This is a genomic window from Coralliovum pocilloporae, from assembly GCF_030845175.1.
Classification (GTDB): domain Bacteria; phylum Pseudomonadota; class Alphaproteobacteria; order Rhizobiales; family Cohaesibacteraceae; genus Coralliovum; species Coralliovum pocilloporae.
In genome coordinates, this window is the sequence record NZ_CP132542.1 from 2,582,637 (window position 1) to 2,603,785 (window position 21,149).

At 56.5% G+C, this 21,149-nt stretch carries 21 protein-coding genes; 7 read left to right on the forward strand and 14 right to left on the reverse strand.

What is annotated here, in order from left to right; all coding sequences use genetic code 11:
• Window positions 1-164: 164 nt before the first annotated feature.
• Complete coding sequence (locus RA157_RS11825; protein ID WP_350333327.1) at window positions 165-1,181, forward strand: sterol desaturase family protein; 1,017 nt, start codon at window positions 165-167, stop codon at window positions 1,179-1,181.
• Window positions 1,182-1,246: 65 nt separating this feature from the next.
• Here the strand turns inward: RA157_RS11825 and RA157_RS11830 are convergent, their stop codons facing one another.
• Together RA157_RS11830 and RA157_RS11835 are read right to left on the reverse strand one after the other, a co-directional pair.
• On the reverse strand, window positions 1,247-3,235 hold the full coding sequence (locus RA157_RS11830) for a monovalent cation:proton antiporter-2 (CPA2) family protein (RefSeq protein ID WP_350333328.1): 1,989 nt from the start codon (window positions 3,233-3,235) through the stop codon (window positions 1,247-1,249).
• 9 nt (window positions 3,236-3,244) lie between these two features.
• Window positions 3,245-3,847 (reverse strand): NAD(P)H-dependent oxidoreductase, encoded by a 603-nt coding sequence (locus tag RA157_RS11835; protein ID WP_350333329.1) that lies wholly within the window; start codon window positions 3,845-3,847, stop codon window positions 3,245-3,247.
• Between the two features lie 169 nt (window positions 3,848-4,016).
• Here RA157_RS11835 and RA157_RS11840 point away from each other — a divergent pair, with 169 nt between their 5' ends.
• Window positions 4,017-4,697 (forward strand): HAD family hydrolase, encoded by a 681-nt coding sequence (locus RA157_RS11840; protein WP_350333330.1) that lies wholly within the window; start codon window positions 4,017-4,019, stop codon window positions 4,695-4,697.
• 8 nt (window positions 4,698-4,705) lie between these two features.
• On the opposite strand, the gene RA157_RS11845 is transcribed toward RA157_RS11840, so the two are convergent.
• From RA157_RS11845 to RA157_RS11855, 3 genes are all read right to left on the reverse strand, one after another.
• Window positions 4,706-5,293: a hypothetical protein gene (locus tag RA157_RS11845; protein WP_350333331.1), complete on the reverse strand. Its 588-nt coding sequence runs from the start codon at window positions 5,291-5,293 to the stop codon at window positions 4,706-4,708.
• 151 nt (window positions 5,294-5,444) lie between these two features.
• Window positions 5,445-5,930: a peroxiredoxin gene (locus tag RA157_RS11850; protein ID WP_350333332.1), complete on the reverse strand. Its 486-nt coding sequence runs from the start codon at window positions 5,928-5,930 to the stop codon at window positions 5,445-5,447.
• A gap of 69 nt (window positions 5,931-5,999) precedes the next feature.
• Window positions 6,000-6,833 carry a protein-disulfide reductase DsbD domain-containing protein gene (locus RA157_RS11855; protein WP_350333333.1) on the reverse strand — a complete coding sequence of 278 codons (834 nt, stop codon included), beginning with the start codon at window positions 6,831-6,833 and terminating at the stop codon, window positions 6,000-6,002.
• Window positions 6,834-7,243: 410 nt separating this feature from the next.
• Here RA157_RS11855 and RA157_RS11860 point away from each other — a divergent pair, with 410 nt between their 5' ends.
• Window positions 7,244-7,900, forward strand: coding sequence for a YqgE/AlgH family protein (locus RA157_RS11860; protein WP_434058503.1), 657 nt, complete (start codon window positions 7,244-7,246; stop codon window positions 7,898-7,900).
• 4 nt (window positions 7,901-7,904) lie between these two features.
• Here RA157_RS11860 and RA157_RS11865 read toward each other — a convergent pair whose 3' ends face one another.
• The 8 genes from RA157_RS11865 to RA157_RS11900 form a co-directional block, all read right to left on the reverse strand.
• A complete protein-coding gene (locus RA157_RS11865) occupies window positions 7,905-8,804 on the reverse strand; it encodes a diacylglycerol/lipid kinase family protein (RefSeq protein ID WP_350333335.1) in 900 nt (299 codons plus the stop codon).
• A gap of 60 nt (window positions 8,805-8,864) precedes the next feature.
• Window positions 8,865-9,311 (reverse strand): ribonuclease HI, encoded by a 447-nt coding sequence (gene rnhA, locus RA157_RS11870; RefSeq protein ID WP_350333336.1) that lies wholly within the window; start codon window positions 9,309-9,311, stop codon window positions 8,865-8,867.
• A 17-nt stretch (window positions 9,312-9,328) separates the two neighbouring features.
• Window positions 9,329-10,294, reverse strand: coding sequence for a homoserine kinase (locus RA157_RS11875; RefSeq protein WP_350333337.1), 966 nt, complete (start codon window positions 10,292-10,294; stop codon window positions 9,329-9,331).
• Between the two features lie 9 nt (window positions 10,295-10,303).
• Entirely contained in the window at window positions 10,304-11,251 is a 948-nt protein-coding gene (gene ispH / locus RA157_RS11880; protein WP_350333338.1) for a 4-hydroxy-3-methylbut-2-enyl diphosphate reductase, read from the reverse strand.
• Between the two features lie 98 nt (window positions 11,252-11,349).
• Complete coding sequence (locus RA157_RS11885; RefSeq protein ID WP_350333339.1) at window positions 11,350-12,228, reverse strand: TIGR01459 family HAD-type hydrolase; 879 nt, start codon at window positions 12,226-12,228, stop codon at window positions 11,350-11,352.
• A 73-nt stretch (window positions 12,229-12,301) separates the two neighbouring features.
• Window positions 12,302-13,666 (reverse strand): EAL domain-containing protein, encoded by a 1,365-nt coding sequence (locus RA157_RS11890; protein ID WP_350333340.1) that lies wholly within the window; start codon window positions 13,664-13,666, stop codon window positions 12,302-12,304.
• Window positions 13,667-13,796: 130 nt separating this feature from the next.
• Window positions 13,797-14,516, reverse strand: coding sequence for a ribonuclease HII (gene rnhB / locus RA157_RS11895; RefSeq protein WP_350333341.1), 720 nt, complete (start codon window positions 14,514-14,516; stop codon window positions 13,797-13,799).
• A gap of 87 nt (window positions 14,517-14,603) precedes the next feature.
• A complete protein-coding gene (locus RA157_RS11900) occupies window positions 14,604-15,239 on the reverse strand; it encodes a LysE family translocator (RefSeq protein WP_350333342.1) in 636 nt (211 codons plus the stop codon).
• A 411-nt stretch (window positions 15,240-15,650) separates the two neighbouring features.
• Here RA157_RS11900 and RA157_RS11905 point away from each other — a divergent pair, with 411 nt between their 5' ends.
• Together RA157_RS11905 and RA157_RS11910 are read left to right on the forward strand one after the other, a co-directional pair.
• A complete protein-coding gene (locus RA157_RS11905) occupies window positions 15,651-17,321 on the forward strand; it encodes a DEAD/DEAH box helicase (protein WP_350333343.1) in 1,671 nt (556 codons plus the stop codon).
• A 217-nt stretch (window positions 17,322-17,538) separates the two neighbouring features.
• Window positions 17,539-18,150, forward strand: a complete 612-nt coding sequence (locus RA157_RS11910; protein WP_350333344.1) for a VOC family protein — start codon at window positions 17,539-17,541, stop codon at window positions 18,148-18,150.
• A 38-nt stretch (window positions 18,151-18,188) separates the two neighbouring features.
• Here RA157_RS11910 and RA157_RS11915 read toward each other — a convergent pair whose 3' ends face one another.
• Window positions 18,189-19,286: a PA0069 family radical SAM protein gene (locus RA157_RS11915; protein WP_434058504.1), complete on the reverse strand. Its 1,098-nt coding sequence runs from the start codon at window positions 19,284-19,286 to the stop codon at window positions 18,189-18,191.
• Window positions 19,287-19,547: 261 nt separating this feature from the next.
• Between RA157_RS11915 and RA157_RS11920 the strand changes: the two genes are divergently transcribed.
• A complete protein-coding gene (locus tag RA157_RS11920; RefSeq protein WP_350333346.1) occupies window positions 19,548-20,237 on the forward strand; it encodes a TIGR04283 family arsenosugar biosynthesis glycosyltransferase in 690 nt (229 codons plus the stop codon).
• On the forward strand, window positions 20,234-20,845 hold the full coding sequence (locus tag RA157_RS11925) for a TIGR04282 family arsenosugar biosynthesis glycosyltransferase (RefSeq protein WP_350333347.1): 612 nt from the start codon (window positions 20,234-20,236) through the stop codon (window positions 20,843-20,845). Before RA157_RS11920 ends, RA157_RS11925 begins: the two co-directional genes overlap by 4 nt.
• The last annotated feature ends 304 nt before the right edge of the window (window positions 20,846-21,149 follow it).

Here is a 21,149-nt window from a genome sequence, read left to right on the forward strand (position 1 = left end):
GGTTACTAGAGAGCTGCGAGGCCGGATGCAGAAGAGCGTCCGGCCTTTTTTGTTGTTACGTGCATCTGAAGGGCGAAAGCCCTCGTATCCTGCCCCCTGGTCTTGTGAAGCGTCTCATACTGGTGTTGACTGGACCCTTCTCTCGCGGAGCAGGGGATGGTCGCATGAGCATGGATGCTGAACGGGATACGAAAAGCCGATTTGCAGCACAGTGGCATTACAGGCCCGATGTGCCGATCCCGACATCACCAGTTTTCTCCTGGCCGCCTCATCCAAGAGCTATTGCCGTCTGGTTTGCAGCCCGCTGGTTTGTCTTTGGAGAGAATCTGGTGATCGCTGTCCTTGCTCTTGTCACGTGGCATTATTTCCAGCCGCCTCTAGAGCGGATGGTGACGTTTGAGATTGGCTGGATCGCCCAGATGCTGCTGCGTAATTTCATCTTGTTGGTGGCTGTTGCCGGGTCTCTGCATTTTTTCCTTCATGTTCGTAAAACCCAGCAGCAGCGCCTGAAGTTTGACCCTCGCGATCTGATATCCCGTGGACGATTGTTCAGTTTTAACAGTCAGTTGAAAGACAATATGTTCTGGACCTTGACCAGCGGTCTGGCTTTCTGGACGGCCTTTGAAGTCCTGATGCTATGGGCGATGGCCAATGGATATGCGCCTGTCCTGGGCTGGGCTGACAATCCGGTGTGGTTTGCTGGCCTGCTTCTTCTGACACCCCTGTGGATCTCATTTCACTTCTACTGGATCCATCGTCTGCTGCATTGGCCGCCACTCTATAAACTGGCTCATGCACTGCATCATCGGAACACCAATATCGGCCCCTGGTCCGGATTGTCGATGCATCCTGTTGAGCATCTTCTGTTTTTCAGCTCTGTTCTGATCCACTGGATCGTGGCGGCTCATCCGATCCATATTCTCTTCCATATGCAGCATCAGGCTTTGACGGCTGTGACCTCCCATGCCGGTTTTGAAGCCCTGCTTGTGCGGGATAGACAAGTCATCGGCCTTGGTAATTTCCATCACCAGATGCACCATCGTTACTTCGAGTGTAACTACGGCAATCTCGAAGTGCCATGGGACAAGGCCTTTGGCTCTTTCCATGATGGAACAGAGGAATCGCATAAGCTCTTCCTGGCGCGCCGTCGCAAGATGATGGGGCTTCAAAACAGCTCTTGACCCCCCGGAGTTTCAGTGCAAACGCCTTTCTAGAAACTCTCTCAGCTTTTCTTTGAGAGACGACTTCAATCCGGTGGAATAGCCGGGTCCCGGATAAGACGCTGGTCACTGGTACGGGCTGCCGGGCGCGGTGTCTGCGTGCCCTCATCACCTTCTGTGAATTCGGATTCGTCACGATCCGCCGAATTCCAGCCCAGTTCCACCTCTGACTTGTCGAAGCCGACCTTGTCAGAGCTGATGATGTCGATCAGATCCTGGGTCCGCTTGCGTACGGCAACGCCGTAAGACACGTCATCACCCCAGAGATCTGCCAGCTGGCTGAGGGATTCCTCATCATGTCGACGGAAGATCTTGCCAAGCCGCTCTGCCTGATAGGCACGAAGGCCAAGATGTTTGAGGGCCGAGACACCCATATCGAGAGAGGACCCGAAGGTTTCGCGGAAAATGCCGTCCACATCCCGTTTCATCAGCTCGTAGACGTGACGCCTGTCTGTGGCGCGCGCCAGGATCTTCAGATGCGGGAAATGGGCCTGCGCCGTATCGATGATCTCAAGCACCTTGTCCGGATCCTTGACGGTGATGATCAGGACTTCGGCGTCAGTGGCACCGGCAGCCCACAGCATGTCCATCCGTGAAGCATCACCGAAATAGACCTTGTTGCCGAACCGCTTCAGCATCTCGATCTGGCTGGGTGAGAAGTCAAGAACGGTTACCTCATAACCTGCTGCCATCATCATACGCCCGGTGATCTGCCCGAAACGGCCGAAACCGGCAATGATGACTCTGCTCTGTCCATGGATATCGTCCGGGTCGTGGTCGTCCTGTTCTGCCTGTTCCTGCTGCTGGCGACGGGCAAAGATCGGCTCAATTACCTTCTGATACAGGATCAGCAGAAGCGGTGTGATTGCCATGGAAAGAGCAACGGCCACAATCAGAGGGCTGGCAAAGGTCGCGGTCATCACCGTGTTCTGAACCGCAAAGGCAATCAGAACAAAGCCGAACTCGCCTCCTTGTGAGAGCAGGAAGCCGAACAGGATTGACTCCGACAGCTTCAGCTTGGCGGCAAGACCAAGGCCAATGAGAATGGCCGTCTTGACAGTGATCAGGCCGATAACCAGGGCCACGATGAACCAGATTTCCTTGAGGAACAGGCTGAAGTCGATGCTGGCACCCACGGATAGGAAGAACAGACCCAGCAGCATGCCCTTAAACGGCTCGATATCGCTCTCCAGCTCCTTGCGGAATTCACTTTCAGCCAGGACCACGCCAGCGATAAAGGTGCCAAGAGCCGGAGACAGGCCAACACTCTGCATCAGAAGGGCGATGCCCACCACAATCACCAGAGCGAAGGCGACGAAGATTTCCCGCATGCGTGCGTCCGCAATGTAGCGGAAGGCCGGGTGCAGAAGGAACCGGCCCGCAGCGATTGTCACCACAACGGCAACAAGAACCGCAAGACCCTGCGACCAGCCCGGCAGTCCGGCAATCCATTCAAGCCTGTGGTCCGGTGTATCTGGTTCAAGGCCGATACTGTGCCAGAGGGAAAGGAAGGGCAGAATGGCCAGGATCGGGATAATGGCAATGTCCTGGAACAACAGAACCGCAAAGCTCTTCTTGCCGACTGGAGAGTGGAAATGGCCTCGTTCCGTCAGGGTCTGGAGGACAATAGCCGTAGATGATGAGGCAAGCACCAGTCCGGTGGCGATAGACAGTCGCCAGTCAAGGCCGGACAGATATCCGATAAGCGCAATCGCAAAAGCAGTGATGACCATCTGCGCCCCGCCAATGCCCAGAATGGGCCAGCGCATGCGCCATAGCAGGGTCGGGTGCAGTTCCAGTCCCACCAGAAACAGCATCATGACAACGCCGAATTCGGCAAAATGCATCACATCAGCAGTATTGCCAGCCAGATGCAGGCCGAAGGGCCCGATCAGGACACCGGCAATCAGATAGCCGAGCACCGAGCCAAGACCCAGCCGCTTTGCAAGCGGAACCGAGACAACGGCAGCAGCCAGATAGACAAAAGCCTGAAACAGAAGAGAGCCGTGTTCCATATCGTCCCCCTATGCCCGCAGCCGACTGAGATCGCGGTTCAGAAGGTCGAGCCCGTCCAGATCATAGCTGTCGAGCGGTTCGTCCCGCAAGGCGATCAGAATGCGGCGATAGTCTTCTGCATGTTTCGAGACGTCATGATCGTTCAGCTGAGCTGTGTCGAAAATAGCGACCGGTGGCAGCCAGTTCATGTTGCAAAGGCGCACGGTCTGTTCGATGGGGCGCAGCAGTTCCGGGATCGTGTAGTGGTTATAGCCACCATTGGCATAGGATTGCTCAGGCCCGCCTGTGGTGATGGTACAGAATGCGGCCTTGTCCTGAAGCGCGGTGCCATTGCGTCCGAAGGCAAAGTCATGTTCGAGCACGAGATCGAACCACTCTTTCATCAGCGCAGGGCCTGAATACCAGAAAAACGGATGCTGGAAGACGATGATGTCATGCACCATCAACAGGTCCTGTTCCCGGTGCACATCGATCATAAAATCCGGATAGGCTTCATAGAGGTCGTGAAATGTAACATTGTCCAGATCGCTTGCTGCCCGGTAGAGAACGCGATTGACCCGCGAACGGTGCAGAGCAGGATGAAAGAAGAGTACCAGTATCGATTGTGCCATTCCCAGCCGAATTTCCGTTAGAATCAGAAGGTGTTGAAACACCATGATAGCAGGTTGGCCAGATTTTGGCGGCGATCAAGATAATTCCCCTGAAACGGTACAAATCTCTTGATCTCGGTTCACACTCAGGTCAGAACAGCGTGTATCACTCTTCATTTGCGAGGCCTTTATGCTGATCATCTTTGATGCCGATGGCGTGTTGCTGGATTCCGAAATCGTTGCTGCCAAGGTGGAGACGGAGGCCTTCAGGCAGCATGGCTTTGATCGTGATCCTCAGGATTTCGTCCGTGAATTTGCCGGTCTGCCAGGCTCTGAGATCAAAAGCCGTATTGAGGAAGAGCTGGGCAAGAACCTACCTGATGATCTGCTCGATCAGATTGAGCGCACCATTGATGAACGCCTCGCCAAGGATGTAAAGGCAATAGAAGGCGTGGAGGACATGCTCGACAGCCTTGATGATCCACGCTGTGTCTGTTCCAACTCACCGACAGAGCGGCTTGAAGCCACGTTCCGGAAAACGGCATTGTTCGACCGGTTCAGACCTTACATCTTCTCTGCCATTTCCATTGAAGATGTGGAGCCAAAGCCGGCTCCCGATATCTTTCTGCATGCAGCACGAGAGCTCGAGACCGATCCGGGCGACTGTATCGTCATTGAGGACAGTGTCCATGGTGTTGCTGGTGCCATTGCCGCAGGCATGCGTGTCATCGGCTTTGTGGGCGGATCACACAGCTTCACAGGCCACAGTGAACTTCTGATGGAAGCAGGTGCTGAAACCGTGGCCCGGCGGCTCTCCGAGATTGCCCCGATTATCGAAGCCATGAAGGTTTGGGACGGACGGGATCTCTGAAGGCGGGCTTACTGCTTGGCCTGATCGTCAAACCCGATAAGCACTCGAACCCGTTCGCCACGAGTGATCGGGAAGGGCGGTGTCTGGACCACTGCTGAAAAGGTCTTGCTGTCTGTCGGAGATGTGAAGGCGACTTCTGTCTTGGACAATTCCGAGAAGACAACGGTTCCATCAGCGCGGACAACAGCAAACCGAATAGGCAGTGCAACCGTCTCAGCCGATCCTTTGGGGCCCGTCAGCGCCCGGCCTGCCGCACCGATTTTCATGGTGATGTTAAGACCATCGAGACTGCACTCGCGTGCGACGTCAGCAATCGTTGCCTGATAACGCAGATAGCCCGGATCATCATTATGTCCGCGCTCAAAGACCTGGACTACCTTGGTGCCGGACTGAATATCGACGCTCGGGCAGAGAACCGGTGCCTGCGCGGTTACATCGGAATTGTATTCTTCCGTTGTACCGCGAATAAATGTGTCGAGCAGCGATGTCTCAGACTGACCGGAACCAGAAGTGCCACCAGAGCTCGAGCATCCGGCCAGAGCCAGTGCGCACAGGGACAAGGTGGTCAACAGACGGGAAGAGCGGTTCAAAGGCATTGCGACACAGATCTCTCTCTATTCGAAGGCTTATTTCCTATAGCAAGGGTCGTGCAGCAAGGGAAGACTGTTGTCAGCGGAAGCAAAGTGCTGGAACAGAAAACCCGCCTCACTGTTGAGGCGGGCTAAACAGGCGAAGACAGGTGAAGGCTTACAGTTGGCCAAGAAGGGCTTCGGCACCTGAGGCTTCGGCCTGTCCCGGGTTTTCTTCAACATTCAGCGCTGTGACAGAGCCATTGTCGACAATCATTGAGTAGCGGAGAGAGCGGACACCCATGCCGAAAGCGGTGGCGTCGAGCTCAAGGCCGATAGCCTTGGTAAACTCCGCGCTGCCGTCTGCCAGGAAGGTAATGGCATCGCCGGCACCTGTGGATTCAGCCCAGGCACTCATGACAAACGGGTCATTGACGGAAATAACCGCAATCTCATCCACACCTTTCGCCTTGATGGCAGCAGCATGTTCCACGAAGCCGGGCAGATGGTTCATGTGGCATGTTGGTGTGAATGCACCTGGTACGGCAAACAGAACAACCTTTTTGCCAGCAAACAGCTCCGATGTGCTCGCGTCAGCCGGTCCATCGGCCGTCACGGCTTTCACGGTGATATCCGGCAGGCGATCCCCCACGGCAATAGTCATGATCACACTCTCCCTGTTGTGTGTGCTGAATGATTGAAAACGAACTTTATGGTCCGATTGATTGCAGGCCTAATTAAGGTCAACAATTGCGTCTTTCGAGATGGAATACGATTGTTCAACCGCTTTGGACCCTTTGACAAGCACAAAAGACAGGGTAACCGGTTCGTCGGGGAAATCTTTAGGGAGCCGCTGTTCAAACTGGACGACCTTTTCCGCGTCTGACGTTTTGAGCTGCTTGGTCAGAGGCAGGGCCAGGGGCGCAGAACTGTGGGAAAACAGATCTGTCTTGCCTTCACCATCAGGAACGCGGGCTTTGATCTTCAGTTTGCCATCAACCCTGGTGATGCCTTCAATGCGGAAGGAGGCAGCCTGATCTGAAACAGGCACCTTCTGCTCGAAGGCACCGATACGGTCGGCCATGGCCGGGTCATCGGCCGCAAGCGGGTGGACCAGCATGGCAGCATTGCCCACGGCAGGTACACAGATTTCGGAGCAGACGCCATAGCGCATATCAAGCGTCAGTTTGATGGCCTTGCTCGGGTCTTCAGGGGTGATCCGCAGCGGCAGCACGATATGGTCGTTATAGACGAGAGACGTGGCATAGCCATCGAAATAGCGTTTGGGCGCGGGCCAGCGCACATCCACTGACTTCACGTTGGTGGAGCGCGAGAAATCAAGCTGCGGCGGAATACCGGCCCCGCCCGGATTGCGCCAATAGGTCTTCCAGTTCTTTTCAAGCTCAATTTCGATGCCTGCAACCAGATTACCGGTTTCCATGCCACCAGCAATCACCCGCATGCGCGCGCCCATTGTGTCAGACCAGTTCGACTGGGCTGCTTCGACAGGAGCGGATACCAGCGTTGAAACGCCTAAGGCCAGGGCGAGCAAAGAAAGAGCTTTCACGAACATACTCCACAATCACAATTTAAAGCATCTGACCTTTAACCTGAATTGGCAGCGGTGCTTTAAAAGTTTGTTTCTGCGCGCGCTTTGATCTGAAAAGTCTGTCAACTTTGCAGAAGCACGCTGTAATAACCAGTCAGGCGATCGGGCAGACTCTCTGGCTGAACGCTCTGCTGAACATAATCGACTGATGTTAATTTTGGACCCTTAACTGTGGCTGTTTCGTGCGGATTTCCATCATATTGCCGTGATCGCAGACTATGTGTTGCGGTCGACGGAGCACAGATCCGGCTGTCAAAGCCGCGAATGCATGATAGCATGTTGATGATAAGAACTGATTTGGAAGCGTTTATATGAACGGCGATGGCGACCACCGGAATGACAGAAGAGACGATCTGACGGACAGCCTGATGGATGACCTGTCGGATAGTCTATCTGATGACTTGTCCGATGAGCTGCCCGATGAACTGTCTGATGAACTGTCTGGGCAGGATTATCTGGACGGACAGTTTCTGATTGCCATGCCGGGTATGACGGATGAGCGTTTTGCCAGATCTCTGGTTTATATCTGCGCCCATTCCGAAGAAGGCGCCATGGGGATTATCGTCAATCGGGAAGCGCCGCAGATCTCCTTTTCAGAACTGCTGGACCAGCTTGAAATCACAACGCCCGGCGAGCCGATCCTGCTGCCTGATCCCGACGAGCAGATGACGGTCCACAATGGTGGTCCGGTGGATGGCGGACGTGGCTTTGTGCTGCATTCATCCGATTTCTACATCAAGGAATCCACTCTGCCGATAGATGATGATGTCTGTCTGACCGCAACGCTTGAGGTGCTGAAGGCAATCGCCCATGGTCGCGGCCCGCGCCATGCCTTGCTGGCTCTCGGTTATGCAGGCTGGGCTCCGGGGCAGCTTGAAACGGAAATTCAGGCCAATGGCTGGCTGAACTGTCCGGGCGACATGTCCTTGCTGTTTGATGAAGCACTCGACAACAAATACGACAAGGCTCTCGCCAAACTCGGTATCGACGAAGCGTTTCTGTCCATGGAACCGGGGCGGGCCTGAGCCTCTATCGCACCACCATCATCACCGGTTCATTGTCGGCTTCTAGCAGAACCGGTGTGTAGCCTGCTGCATCACCATCGGATTGCAGAGGTGCCCCGGAGCTTGAGGTCAGTTCGGCGGCCTCACAGGGCAGAATGGTGACGCCCGGCGTATCTGCCAGCCGGTTGCGCAGCAGGTTGATGGCGCAGCGGATGAGGAAGAGGGTGCTGTCTTTCTCAAGCAGAACCAGATGCAGGCCGGGCTTCAGAGCACTGGCTTCAGGGCAGATGACCATGGGTCCGCCGTAGTGGGGTGTGTTGGTGATCACGGCCAGACGTCCTTCATAGGTCAGGCCGTCAACGGTCACTGTGATCACGTCCCGCTTTCGCCTGAAGGCCTGCCGGATTGCGGTTAATCCATAAGCCAGCTTGCCAAGGCGACGTTTCAGTCCAAGGGGCAGGGCATGCACCACCTGAGCATCAAACCCGGATGACACCATGAGAATGAACACGTCGCCATTGCGTCGTCCGGTATAGACAGGCACACGGCGATTGCCTGCGATCATGTCGGCGAAGCTTCTCGCAGAAAAGCCAAGCCCGAGAGACAGGGCCAGAACATTGGCTGTGCCAAAGGGAATGACTGCCAAAGGCGGGCAGGGATCAGGACGCTGCCTCAGTCCACGGACGGCCTGCACCAGCGTGCCATCACCGCCAGCCACTGCAATGGCATCCGGTTGTTCTGAACTGTCGGCGCAATAGGCAACAATGTCATCTGCTGAGCCGGTCAGACGGACCTGCGTCGCGATGCCCTGTTGGGCGAGGGCGTTTACATATTTCCGCATCCTGCGCGGGGAATATCCGCCAGCCACCGGGTTGGCGAGAATGGTCAAAGTCCTGATTGCAGGGTGAGAGACCTGTCCATCCATGATCTGCGCCAGCCCCCTCGCACCCTGTGGTTAAAGGTGTTTCATGTATAAGTCTGTAACTCAGGCGGCCTTGAACGGAGCCATGCCTTCGCGGGCCAGTTCGTCAGCCCGTTCGTTACCTTCAATACCTGCGTGACCCTTTACCCAGTGCCAGGTCAGATCATGGCGGGCAATCTGCTCATCAAGCAATTGCCAGAGATCGGCATTCTTCACTGGTTTCTTGGCCGCCGTCTTCCAGCCATTGCGTTTCCAATTATGGATCCAGCCGGTAATGCCGCCCTTAACATATTGAGAATCTGTATAAAGATCGACCGGACAGCGCTTCTTGAGAGCCTTGAGGGCTTCAATCGCAGCCATCAGTTCCATCCGGTTATTGGTGGTCTCCGCCTCGCCGCCAGACAGGGTTTTCTCGTGCTCACCCCAAAGCAGCAAAGCGCCCCAGCCACCGGGCCCCGGATTGCCCGAACAGGCTCCATCCGTATAGATCACAACACGTTTGTCGCTCATGAGAAACCGTCCTGGAATTACGGATCAAGACCATAGGCGCGGCTGGTCTCCACGCTCTGGTGGAAGGTCAGCTTGCGCAGATATTCAAGCGGGTCTTTCGGGGTGACAAGGGCACCCGGAGGCACGCGAAGCCAATCATGCAGGCGTGTCAGCAGGAACCGTAACGCTGCCCCGCGAGCAAGAAGCGGCAGGGCATCGAATTCGACCGGTTCAAGAGGACGAACCCGACTGTAGCCCACAAGAAGGGCCTTCGCCTTTGTCACATTGAAAGACAGATCTGGCTCGAAACACCAGGCATTGAGGCAGATGGCCAGATCATAGACCAGGGCATCATTACAGGCGAAGTAGAAGTCGATCAGTCCGGAGAGGCGATCGCTCAGAAAGAAGACATTGTCCGGGAACAGGTCCGCATGGATAACCCCTTGAGGCAGATCCTGTGGCCAGTTCTGCTCCAGATAATCCAGCTCGTCGCGCACGATCTGCCGCAGGCCACCAGCGACCGTGTCAGCGTCATCTGCTGATTGCTCAAACAGAGGTCGCCAGCTTTCAACCGACAAGGCATTTGGCCGCTCGATGGCGAAATCCTGCCCGGCCACATGCATCTGGGCCATGGCTTCGCCAAGCTGACGACAGTTCAGCGCACTCGGGCGTCGGACCCACATCCCCTCAAGAAAGGAGATCAGCGCGGCAGGGCGTCCGGCCAGTTCTCCCAGCGTTTCACCAGTCCTGTTCCGGATCGGTGTCGGGCAGGACAGGCCGCGTGCTGACAGATGTTCCATCAGGCCGAGAAAGAACGGCAGATCATTGGGGTCCACACGTTTTTCATACAGCGTCAGAATATAAGACAGGCCGGTGGTGTGGAGCAGATAGTTGGAATTCTCCACCCCTTCTGCAATTCCCTTGAAGGAGGTGAGAGTGCCTGCTTCATACTGAGCCAGAAAATCGGCCAGCATGTCATCACTGACGTCGGTGTAAACGGCCATGGTGAACCCTTATGCCCGCAATTCGCGCGGCAGGTTGAAGGCAATGGTTTCTTCTGCTGTGGTGACCGCCTCGACAGTCACGGAATAACGGGACTGGAAGGCCTCAATCATTTCCTCGACCAGAACCTCGGGAGCCGATGCCCCCGCTGTGATGCCAAGTGCTTCAACCCCGTCGAACCGGGTCCAGTCGATATCGGACGCCCGCTGCAGCAGGAAAGCCTTGCTGCAGCCTTCCCGTTCAGCAACTTCACGCAGGCGCTTGGAGTTTGACGAGTTGGGTGCACCTACGACAATCACAGCATCGACCTTGGGAGAGATGGCCTTTACTGCATCCTGCCGGTTGGTCGTGGCATAGCAGATATCATCCTTGTGCGGCCCGGTAATGTTGGGGAAGCGCTGTTTCAGCTCGCCGATAATATCGCTGGTATCATCCACAGACAGGGTCGTCTGTGTGATCCAGGCCAGATTGTCCGGGTTCTTCGGCTGAAGCGCACGGGCATCTTCAATGGTCTCGATCAGTGTCACGGCCCCGTCGGGCAGTTGTCCCATAGTCCCCACCACTTCCGGATGGCCCTTATGGCCGATCAGCACGATGTCATATCCGCGCTTGTGATGAATCTGTGCTTCTTTGTGGACCTTGGAAACCAGGGGACAGGTGGCGTCCAGGTAGAACATGTTGCGGCTTTCCGCTGCCTCGGGAACCTTCTTCGGAACCCCATGGGCTGAGAAGATAACCGGCTGTTCCGTGTCAGGAATCTCGTCCAGCTCCTCAACAAAGACGGCACCTTTGGCTTTCAGGCCTTCCACCACAAACCGGTTATGGACAATCTCATGACGCACATAAACCGGCGGGCCGTATTTTTCGAGCGCCAGTTCGACAATCTGGATGGCGCGATCCACGCCAGCGCAGAACCCGCGCGGGGCAGCCAGATAGATTTTCAGATCCGGTTTGCTCATCTGTGATTACGCTCTCGTCCGGCAGCCGATGCCTGTTGATCTGTTTATCGTGAGATAGCCCCGAATTCAGGTGTGATCAAGGGGTAATCGGATGCAGTTTACCAGACGAGATCCCGCAGGAAACCGATACTTTTCAGATTGTTTTCCATCAGTGTGGCGGTCACCTTTTCGGCTTCCGGTGTCTCGCTGTCACCAACTTCTGAGGAATGAATGCCGCCTGTGACAAACAGGGCATCCAGCCCCTGCAGGGTGGCACCCTTGATATCAGTCCGGAGGCCATCGCCAATAGCGAGCACATCTGACAGGGCCGGGCGATCGCCCAGAAGCCCTTCCAGTACGTCAAAAGCCCGCTCATAGACCGGTGCATAGGGCTTGCCCACCAGAACAACCTCACCGCCAAGGGCGTCATAGGCTTCTGCCAGAGCACCGGCGCAGAAGATGGTCTTGCCGCCCCGCTCAACCACCAGATCCGGATTGGCGCAGATCATCGGCAGATCGCGCTCAATCATCCGCTCGAACTGGTGTACATAGTCTTCCGGTGTTTCTGTTGTGTCATCAAACAGGCCTGTATTGATGACAAGGTCCGCGTCATCTTCCTCAACCAGCTCGATATCAATCCCGTCAAACAGGGTGCGGTCACGCTCAGGGCCAAGGTGATAGGCGGCTTTGCCTTCCTCAGCTGCAGCCTGCACCAGAGCCAGAGTTACATCACCAGAAGTGACCACGGCATCAAAGGCTGTCTCAGGAACACCAAGACCCGCCAGCTGGGTCAGAATGGGCTGATGCGGCCGCGGCGCATTGGTGAGCAGGATAACCGCACCACCGGTTTCCTCACGATAGCGCTCAAGGGCATGGGTCGATGTCTCAAAGGACTGAACTCCGTTGTGAATGACACCCCAGACATCGCACAGAAGAGCGCGGTAATGTGGGGCAAGGTCACGGAGGCCATGGCATGGCGGCACAAGCGAGGAGGACATAGATGCGGAGTTCCGTTGAAAATGGGACTAGAGAGACAGTGGGTAGCGGCTCTTGCCTATGCGGTCAAGCAGCCTATTCCGCAGCTCTGCGGCTTTGCTGCCCGTCTCGCTCAAGCGGGCGCATGGCCTCGGCCCGGACCGGACGGGGCGGTGCGAACAGATTGCCCTGCCCATACTGGGCGTCACATTCCAGCACATCCACAACGGTTGCTTCGTTTTCGATCACATCAGCGATCATCTCAAGGCCATTGCGCGCCAGAAGCCGTGACAGATCGGCTGCATGGATGTCAGATCCGGAATCGGGCCAGCCGGTGATCAGCTTGCTGGCGGGAACCTTGACGAACTGGAAGCCAAGACGGTTCAGGTCGCGGAAATCAAACCGCAGATCTTCAAGTTGATCCATGGAGAACCGGAAACCAAGATCAGTCAGGGCACTGAGGGTCTCATATTCCAGCGGCCCCATCTCACGCACAGTGGCATGGCTGAATTCAAAGATCATATTGTCGGCCAGCTCACGATTGGCCTCTATATAATTCATGAAATTACCGAAGAATTCGCCATTGATCAGGCTGGCAGCCGAGATGTTGCAGAAAATCGAGACATCCCGCTTGCGCTGGTTCATGCGGCGCAGGATCTGTACCGACTTCAGCAGCATTGTGTTGTCGATCATCGGCATGACACCGGCACCCTCTGCTGCTGCCGTGTAATCTTCAGGCATCAGGATGGTGTCATTCTCGTCCCGCACGCGGGTCAGGGCTTCATAAGCGAAAACCTGGCGCTGAGGCAGGGTAACAATCGGCTGCAGATGCAGATCGATGCGGTTTTCCGCAATGGATCGTCTCAATGTTGCGGCCAGCGGGTCCGGTCCTGCCGGATTGGATTGCGGCCAGCGCTGGCGGATGCCATCCTGATTGCGGGTCGGTGCATCATGAGGCGCATCATGACGCTGTTGCCCGCCCAAAGCGGCTTGAGGCTGTTGCGGTGCACGGCGTTGTGGCGGAGCAGATAGTCTCCGTTCCAGCTCGGTCTTCCACTCATCAAGCGTGTCGATACGGGCATCCATCTGCGCCATGGTTTCTGCCAGTTGACGGATCAGGGTGCCAAAAACCTCCACCTCAGCTGTGAGAGGGTCGAGATTGTGGCGGATATGTTCCGGCAGGGTCTGGTGAAAGATTGCCAGTTCCTTGCGGATATCCTCCAGTGCCCGGTCCTGTTCTGTCTTGACGAGACGGACCTCATCCAGCTTTTCCTCCAGCCGTTCGCGGTCACGACTGCGCTGGAACTGGCTGTTGAACAGAACCAGAGCCAGGAGCATCAGGGTTGACGCAAGCAGGGCCTCAATCACGCTAAGGCCATATTGCATATGCAGGACAAGCCCCACAGATGCGGCAATGACCACCATGGACAGGCCAATGATAAATGCGCTGGTGCGGGCCATTTCGGCGCAGAAACCCTCTGATTCGTTAAAAGTCTTAATAAATTACCCTGACCTGAATTCGCTATCTGCGTCAACCGGAACCGGGGAAAGCCTTCAATAGTGCTGCCTCAACAGTGCTGCCTCAATAGTGTTAACCGTCATGCAGCGCCTTTGCCAGCGCTTCTGCACGGGCAACCGGGGCAAAGCTGAGCCGGTGGCAGGGCGATGGGCCAAGCCGTTCGAGCGCCTCTCGGTGCATTTTCGTGCCATAGCCCATATGCCTGCCCAACCCGTAACCGGGATAGAACTGCTCGAGCTGTTCCATCATTCTGTCACGGGTAACCTTGGCAATGATGGAGGCGGCGGCAATCGACAGGGACCGACCGTCGCCCTTGATAATGGCTGATCCGGGGCAGGGAAGGCCAGGCGGGATATCTCGCCCGTCAATCAGTGCCGCTGATGTCGGGAGGGCCAGGGCGGCAACAGACCGGCTCATTGCCTGTAAGGTTGCCGCGCGAATATTCAGCCGGTCAATGGTTGCCGGTGCGGCAGAGCAGACGGATATGGCGAGGGCGGCTTCGGTTACCGCATCAAACAGCGCGTCCCGTTTGGTCGCAGATAGCTTCTTTGAATCGTCAAGACCATCTGGAATGGCTTTGGGGTCGAGAATAACCGCTGCCGTGACCACAGGGCCGGCCAGAGGGCCGCGCCCGGCCTCATCGACCCCTGCGACATGGCCGCCATGTCTGGTAATTGCATCAGCCTCCAACTGATAAGTTGGCTCGTCCGGTTCCGGAAACAGGTCCCCGTGATCAGGAGGCTGATGAGAGGAACGGCGTGTGTGTTGTCCTGTCTTGCGCGATGACGGCATGGGCAATCCAATGATCAGAAGTCATTGACCTCAAGCCTATAGCGTCCCCAAAGGTCTTGGGAAAGGGGTGTCTTTCATTCCGGAACCTTATGTTCCCAAAGCGACGCTGACGGCGATGACCACAAGCAGAAGGGCAGCGGTCAGGTCAAAGATAGTGCTGGCCCGACCACTGCTTATGCGTCCCAGGGCGCTGGCGGCAATGGCGTAACCGGCCAGAATGGGCGCTTCAACCAGCAGGGAAACAAGGCCCAGCAGCACGAATTGCCAGAGGACGGGTTCGGACGGGTCGACGAATTGTGGAATAATGGAGAGGAAGATGACCAGATTCTTCACACTGGATGCCTGAACCAGAAAGGCCTTGAAGAAATCGGCCCAGAGTCCGGCCCGACGGGACACAACGGACCTGTCGGAGGTGACATAATGCTCATTCTCGCCCTTGCGGACGACATCTCTGACAATCTCGTATGCCATCCACAACAGATAGGCGCATCCGGCAATCTTCAGGCCGGTAAACAAGGCAGAGGAGGAGACCAGCAGCGCCCCGAGGCCGACGGCTGACAAGATGAAATAGAGCGTGTTGGCCGCCATGATCCCCATCATCGACGCAAAAGCTGCCGAGCCGGACTTGTGCAGGGCCTGGGAGACGACCAGAAGCACGGCAGGACCGGGGGAAAGGCTCAGGAAAAATTCGGTAATCGCAAACAGCAGCAGGGACTGGGACATGACGAGACTCCGACTGCAGACCTTCTGCACGAGGAAAACCTGATTTGCAATCTGAGTTTGTCGTGTGCCGGTATGAGATGAATGCTTGACTTTGACCGGCAAGTCATTGATAGGTGGCGGCGCTATCGCATGGCTGACGCGTGAGCAGCATTTTTTAAACATCGCGATTGGTATGGAAAGCAGAGGCTTTCCGCTGAAACGCCCGGATCGGTTTTGAAACCATCCTTGGCGCTCTTCCCGGTTCCCAGATCACGCGGGGTGCTGACGACCGACTGAGAGCCCGATGTCTTTCGGGGGCAGTCTGGGTCGCAACCGCAGCAGTTTATGCCCGACTGATGGCCGGACCTGATCTGCATTGTTTTGATACATTTGGAACGGTCACGATGGTGACGGTTTCCGAAAGGACGTGCTTTGTCACATTTCGATACGCTGGGCCTCTCGTCCAGCCTGCTCAAGACCGTTGCCGGGCTTGGCTTTGATACCCCGACCCCAATTCAGCGCGAAGCGATCCCGCTTGTTCTTGAGGGCCATGACATTATGGGCCTCGCCCAGACCGGAACCGGCAAGACAGCCGCCTTCGGCCTGCCGCTTGTGCATAAGCTGGTTGAAGAGCATCAGCGCCCTGAGCCGAAAACAGCCCGTGCTCTGATCCTGGCACCGACCCGTGAACTGGTGAACCAGATTGGTGCAAACCTGCGCTCTTACGTCAAGCGGACACCGCTGCGTGTGGAGCAGATCATCGGTGGTGCTTCCATCGCCGGTCAGTGTCGCCGGATGGAGCGTGGTGCTGATATTCTGGTGGCCACACCGGGTCGCCTGCTTGATCTGGTGGACCGTCGGGCCATCACTCTGGACAAGACCACCTTTCTGGTGCTCGATGAAGCTGACCAGATGCTGGATCTGGGCTTCATCCACTCTCTCAGAAAGATTGCCAAACTTCTGGCCAGACCGCGCCAGACCCTTCTGTTTTCCGCAACCATGCCGAAGCAGATGGAAGATCTGTCCCGCAGCTATCTGACCGATCCGGTCCGGATCGAGGTGAGCCCTCCGGGCAAGGCAGCTGACAAGATCCGTCAGTCGGTGCATTTCGTTCACGCACGCGGCAAACCTGACCTGCTGAAACGGTGCCTGTCCGAGCGCAAGGATGCCCTGTCTCTGGTGTTCGCCCGCACCAAGCATGGTGCCGAAAAGCTGATGAAACTGCTTGTCGCCAGTGGCTTCAAGGCCAGCTCTGTTCATGGCAACAAGAGCCAGGGCCAGCGTGAGCGGGCCATTCAGGCCTTCCGTGATGGCAATGTCCGGGTGCTGGTGGCAACCGACGTGGCAGCCCGTGGGATTGATATTCCCGGCGTGACCCACGTCTATAACTACAATCTGCCGGAAGTGCCGGATATCTATGTGCACCGGATTGGCCGCACAGCGCGCGCCGGTGCGGATGGCGAGGCAATTGCCTTCTGTGCGCCGGAAGAAAAGAAACTGCTGCGTTCTGTGGAACGGCTGATGAAGATGGGCATTCCCATCGCCAGCGGTCATCACGTGATCGAGGGCACCGAGAATGCTCAGCAGGCAGATGCCGAAGACGCGTTTGGAGATTTCCGCCCGGAAGGTCGGCTTGAAGGTCGGTCTGAACGCCGCCAGGAGCGTTCTCCGCGTCGCAAACCTCAAGGTAAGACCCAGGGTAAGGCGCAGGGTAAACCCCGTTCCAAGGACAAGACGCGCAGCAAATCCCAGGGTCAGGGTCAGGCTCAGGGCAAACCCAGAGGCAAGGCTCCGAACAGAGACCAGGATCGCTATCAGGACAGCGCCTTTGATACCGCCCAGAACCGTGCTCCCAGCCGTACTCAGAACCGGTCTGATGACAGGTCTGAAGGCGAGCGCGAGTTCACACGCCGTCCCCGCAAGGCGAAAGTCGCAGGTGGTAAACCTGATAACCGTCCAAAGAAACGGACAAAGTCAGGAAAAGACGGCTCCGGTCGCCCTGCAGGGAAGTTCACCGGCAAACCGGCAGGAAAACGCCGCGGCCCGGCCAATGACAACCCCAGAGCCAATGGCGGCAATCGGCCTGAGCGCAAGGCATCCTGACGGATATCTGTCGATGCATGGATGATATCAGAGGCCCGGCGGGATGCTCCTGTCGGGTCTTTTTGTGCGCGCATGCCTGTTTGAGGGAGCTCTGACATTAATCTCTGCAGGCGGTGAAGAACGATTTTTTCTGTGTTCTAATGTCTTTTCCCGTTAGGGTTGTGAAAACGTGTCACGCAGAGTTTCTTAAAGGTGTTTGATGTTACGATTTGATCATATGACAGTGATAGCGCCGACGCTCGGTGAGGGTATTGATTATGTTGGTGATTGTCTTGGTATCAGCTTGATAAACGGAGCCTCCCATATTGATATGGGCACACACAACAGGCGGGTCAGGTTGGGCACAGACTGCTATCTCGAAGTCATCGCCATTGATGCCGATGCCCAATCACCGATGACACCGCGATGGTTCGGTCTTGATCAGGTTGACACGGTTCGATCTGACTGGGCTGAAGGGCGTCGCCTGAGAGGCTGGGTTGCGAGAACCCGAGACATGGAGAACCTGCTTTCAGCGCACGGTCAGTATCTCGGTCAGAAACGATGGCTTGAGAACGATTTCTATTTCGCTGTTCCCGAGGACGGCTCGCTGCCCATGGATGGGGTTTTACCTTCTGTCATTGATATGGGAGACGAACCTCCAACCGCTGCGGGGCTTGAGGACCAGGGAATTCGGCTTTTGGAATTCGTTCTGGAACACCCCGAGCCATCCAGGGTTTTGGCGCTTTACAGCGCAATGGATGTCATCAATCCTCCCAAGGTGAGGCAAGGCGACAGTCCTGCGTATTTTGCACAGTTTGACACGCCCCGAGGCATCAGGACACTACGATAAGTGTTCTCTCTTTTCTCCGCCGGGGGTCGCTTTGTTCTTCAAAACAGATCAAGTTGCTCCCCTGCGACTCTTGGCCTTGTGAAACTATCTGAAGACAGGCGTCTTCGCATGCGGTTGAGGCCGAGGCGTTTCACGGCGAGGGTGAAACGGTTGCGGATGGTTTCGGCATAGGGGCCCTGGCCGCGCATTCGGCGACCAAATGTGGAATCGTAATCCTGACCGCCGCGCATGGATTTGAGCAGGGACAGCACGTGCCTGTACTTGTCCGGATAATGGGTCAGCAGCCAGTCCCGGAAAATCTCGCTTACCTCAAGAGGGAGGCGCAGGAGGATATACCCGGCTTCCTGCGCGCCGGCTTCTCTGGCTGCCTCAAGAATGCTTTCAAGCTCGGCATCATTCAGGGCAGGGACCATGGGAGCTGCGAGAACAGCGGTTGGAATACCCGCATCAGAGAGGGCCTGCAGGGTTTCCAACCGCCGTTCGGGGGCCGCGGCGCGAGGTTCCATGGCACGGTGCAGTTTGCGGTCAAGAGTGGTGACGGAGACGGCCACCTTGACCAGATTGCGTTCAGCCATGCGGCTCAGAATGTCGATATCGCGCTGGATCAGTGCTGACTTGGTTACAATGCCCACCGGGTGATTGCAGGCGTCCAGCACCTCCAGCACGTCCCGCATGATGCGGTATTGCTTTTCGATGGGCTGATAGGGGTCTGTATTGGTGCCAATCGCCAGAGTCTTCGGCTGGTATTTCGGATGGGCCAGTTCCTTTTCCAGAAGCCGGGCCGCATCCGGTTTGGCAAACAGGCGCGTTTCAAAATCAAGCCCCGGCGACAGGCCCATATAGGCGTGGGTCGGGCGGGCGAAGCAGTAGGAACAGCCATGTTCGCAACCCCGATAGGGATTGATTGACCGGTCAAAGGGAATGTCTGGCGAGTCATTCCGGGTGATGATCTTTTTTGGCTTTTCAATCTGCACATCGGTGCGGATAGGGAGAGCATCCTCGTCCGGACCCCAGCCGTCATCAAAGGCAACACGCGTCTCTGATTCATAGCGCCCGGATTGATTGGCAACAGCCCCCCGCCCGCGCCGGAAATCGGCAGAGATCCGTGTGTCTTCAGGAGCCCTGAACTCAGGCATATCCGGTTCGCGGGTTCCGGAGCCAGATATCTGGGCGTCAGATACCCGCGCACCTGGCGCTCCTGAAGTAGCGACAGACGGCTCCCTGTCCGAACTGCGAAATGCAGATTGGCGCATGATTTTTGTTCCTGTATTGTTCTTATTCAGATTAGTGAGTTAATAAGAACATATCAAGAACAAATAAGATGCTATCCAATCTGGAATATGTTGCGGTGCAAAAAATCCTATGGTGTGGCTGGGAAAGCATGATAAAACCCGCTCATGCTGTCTGTTGTTATACCTACGCTGAATGCTGGAAAGATCTTGCCACAGACCCTGTCGGCACTTGTGCCGGGGGCAGTTGCCGGGCTCGTGTCCCAGGTGATCATCGCCGATGGCGGGTCTGGTGATAACACCCATGCGGTGTCTGATGATGCCGGATGTGACTGGCTGAATGCGCCAGAGGGCCGGGGCAGTCAGCTGGCTGCAGCAGCCGAGCTGGCCCGCGGAGACTGGCTGCTGTTTCTGCATGCGGATACGGTTCTCTCAGAAGGCTGGATTCGGGAGGTCGAGCATTTTATCGAGCGGGCCGAACGAAATGACCAAACAGACCGTGCTGCCTATTTCCGCTTTGCCCTTGATGATCTCGGTGGCAAGGCCCGCTTGTTGGAAAAGATTGTTGCTCTCCGCTGTGCGCTGTTTGCCCTGCCATATGGCGATCAGGGGCTCCTGATCCACAAGCAGACTTATCGGGCGCTTGGCGGTTTCCGCTCCGTGCCGCTGATGGAGGATGTGGACCTTGTCCGCCGGGTGGGGCGCAGCCGCCTTTACGGGCTGAGGACAGAAGCGATTACCAGCGCAGTGCGCTATCGCAAGAACGGTTTCCTGCCCCGCATGATGAGGAATATCGTCTGCCTGTCGCTCTATTATCTCGGCGTTCCACCCCGTCATATCAAAAGGCTCTACGGGTGATCCGCAATCAGCTCGTCATCATGGTCAAGGCTCCGCGCATGGGGCTGGTGAAGACCCGCTTGAGCCGTGGCATCGGCGCGAGTGAGGCGCTGCGCTTTTACAGAACGGCAACGGGCAATCTGATCCGGCGGCTGGGCAGGGATGGGCGTTGGCAGACACATCTGGCAATCGCTCCGGATAGAGACCTGCAAAGCCCGGTCTGGCCGGATCACGTACGGCGAATGAGCCAGGGGCAGGGGGACCTCGGTGCCCGCATGCAGCATGTGTTTGACAGTCTGCCAGCCGGGCCAGTGGTGATTGTCGGCTCGGATATTCCCGGCATCAGTGCGGATCACATAGACACCGCATTCCGCGCGCTGGGGCAATCCGATGTGGTGATTGGTCCTGCACTGGATGGTGGTTACTGGCTGATCGGCCAGAAGCGCAGGCCAACGGTTCTCTCCCTGTTCGATGGGGTGCGCTGGTCGTCTGAAACAACGCTGGATGACACGCTGGCCAATGCGCGCCAGGCATCTGTTGCCCGGCTCGAGCCTCTGCCGGATGTGGATGAGGCTGAAGATTACAAGGCCTGGCGCGCGCAGAAGCCTGGCTATCTCTGCCGCTTCTGAGTGTGGCACTCTCCGTTTAATCTGTTGAAAAGCCTGTGAAAACACAGTGGATAAGCTGTGGATAGAGGCCGGATTCGCCCATCCATCGCCCGCTAAAGAGAGAGTCGGGCAGGGATATGTGAGCCCGTCTCTCTCTTTATCGCGCGGCTGAGCGCGGGGAGAATAAGAAAAAAGCAGTCCCCGCTCTGAAGAGATGTGGTTCACACATGGACTGTCTCTGTTCCACCCACAGACTGTCGACCCGGACAAGCATAGTGCAGATCCAGGATCCAGTTTAGAGGGGGGTATATATGCAGGGCGCGAC

Coding starts and splice junctions, on each gene's coding strand:
- RA157_RS11825 (WP_350333327.1), top strand. CDS start 165: ATGAGCATGGATGCTGAACGGGATACGAAAAGCCGATTTGCAGCACAG.
- RA157_RS11830 (WP_350333328.1), bottom strand. CDS start 3,235: ATGGAACACGGCTCTCTTCTGTTTCAGGCTTTTGTCTATCTGGCTGCT.
- RA157_RS11835 (WP_350333329.1), bottom strand. CDS start 3,847: ATGGCACAATCGATACTGGTACTCTTCTTTCATCCTGCTCTGCACCGT.
- RA157_RS11840 (WP_350333330.1), top strand. CDS start 4,017: ATGCTGATCATCTTTGATGCCGATGGCGTGTTGCTGGATTCCGAAATC.
- RA157_RS11845 (WP_350333331.1), bottom strand. CDS start 5,293: ATGCCTTTGAACCGCTCTTCCCGTCTGTTGACCACCTTGTCCCTGTGC.
- RA157_RS11850 (WP_350333332.1), bottom strand. CDS start 5,930: ATGACTATTGCCGTGGGGGATCGCCTGCCGGATATCACCGTGAAAGCC.
- RA157_RS11860 (WP_434058503.1), top strand. CDS start 7,244: ATGGATGACCTGTCGGATAGTCTATCTGATGACTTGTCCGATGAGCTG.
- RA157_RS11865 (WP_350333335.1), bottom strand. CDS start 8,804: ATGGATGGACAGGTCTCTCACCCTGCAATCAGGACTTTGACCATTCTC.
- rnhA (WP_350333336.1), bottom strand. CDS start 9,311: ATGAGCGACAAACGTGTTGTGATCTATACGGATGGAGCCTGTTCGGGC.
- RA157_RS11875 (WP_350333337.1), bottom strand. CDS start 10,294: ATGGCCGTTTACACCGACGTCAGTGATGACATGCTGGCCGATTTTCTG.
- ispH (WP_350333338.1), bottom strand. CDS start 11,251: ATGAGCAAACCGGATCTGAAAATCTATCTGGCTGCCCCGCGCGGGTTC.
- RA157_RS11885 (WP_350333339.1), bottom strand. CDS start 12,228: ATGTCCTCCTCGCTTGTGCCGCCATGCCATGGCCTCCGTGACCTTGCC.
- RA157_RS11890 (WP_350333340.1), bottom strand. CDS start 13,666: ATGGCCCGCACCAGCGCATTTATCATTGGCCTGTCCATGGTGGTCATT.
- rnhB (WP_350333341.1), bottom strand. CDS start 14,516: ATGCCGTCATCGCGCAAGACAGGACAACACACACGCCGTTCCTCTCAT.
- RA157_RS11900 (WP_350333342.1), bottom strand. CDS start 15,239: ATGTCCCAGTCCCTGCTGCTGTTTGCGATTACCGAATTTTTCCTGAGC.
- RA157_RS11910 (WP_350333344.1), top strand. CDS start 17,539: ATGACAGTGATAGCGCCGACGCTCGGTGAGGGTATTGATTATGTTGGT.
- RA157_RS11915 (WP_434058504.1), bottom strand. CDS start 19,286: ATGCCTGAGTTCAGGGCTCCTGAAGACACACGGATCTCTGCCGATTTC.
- RA157_RS11920 (WP_350333346.1), top strand. CDS start 19,548: ATGCTGTCTGTTGTTATACCTACGCTGAATGCTGGAAAGATCTTGCCA.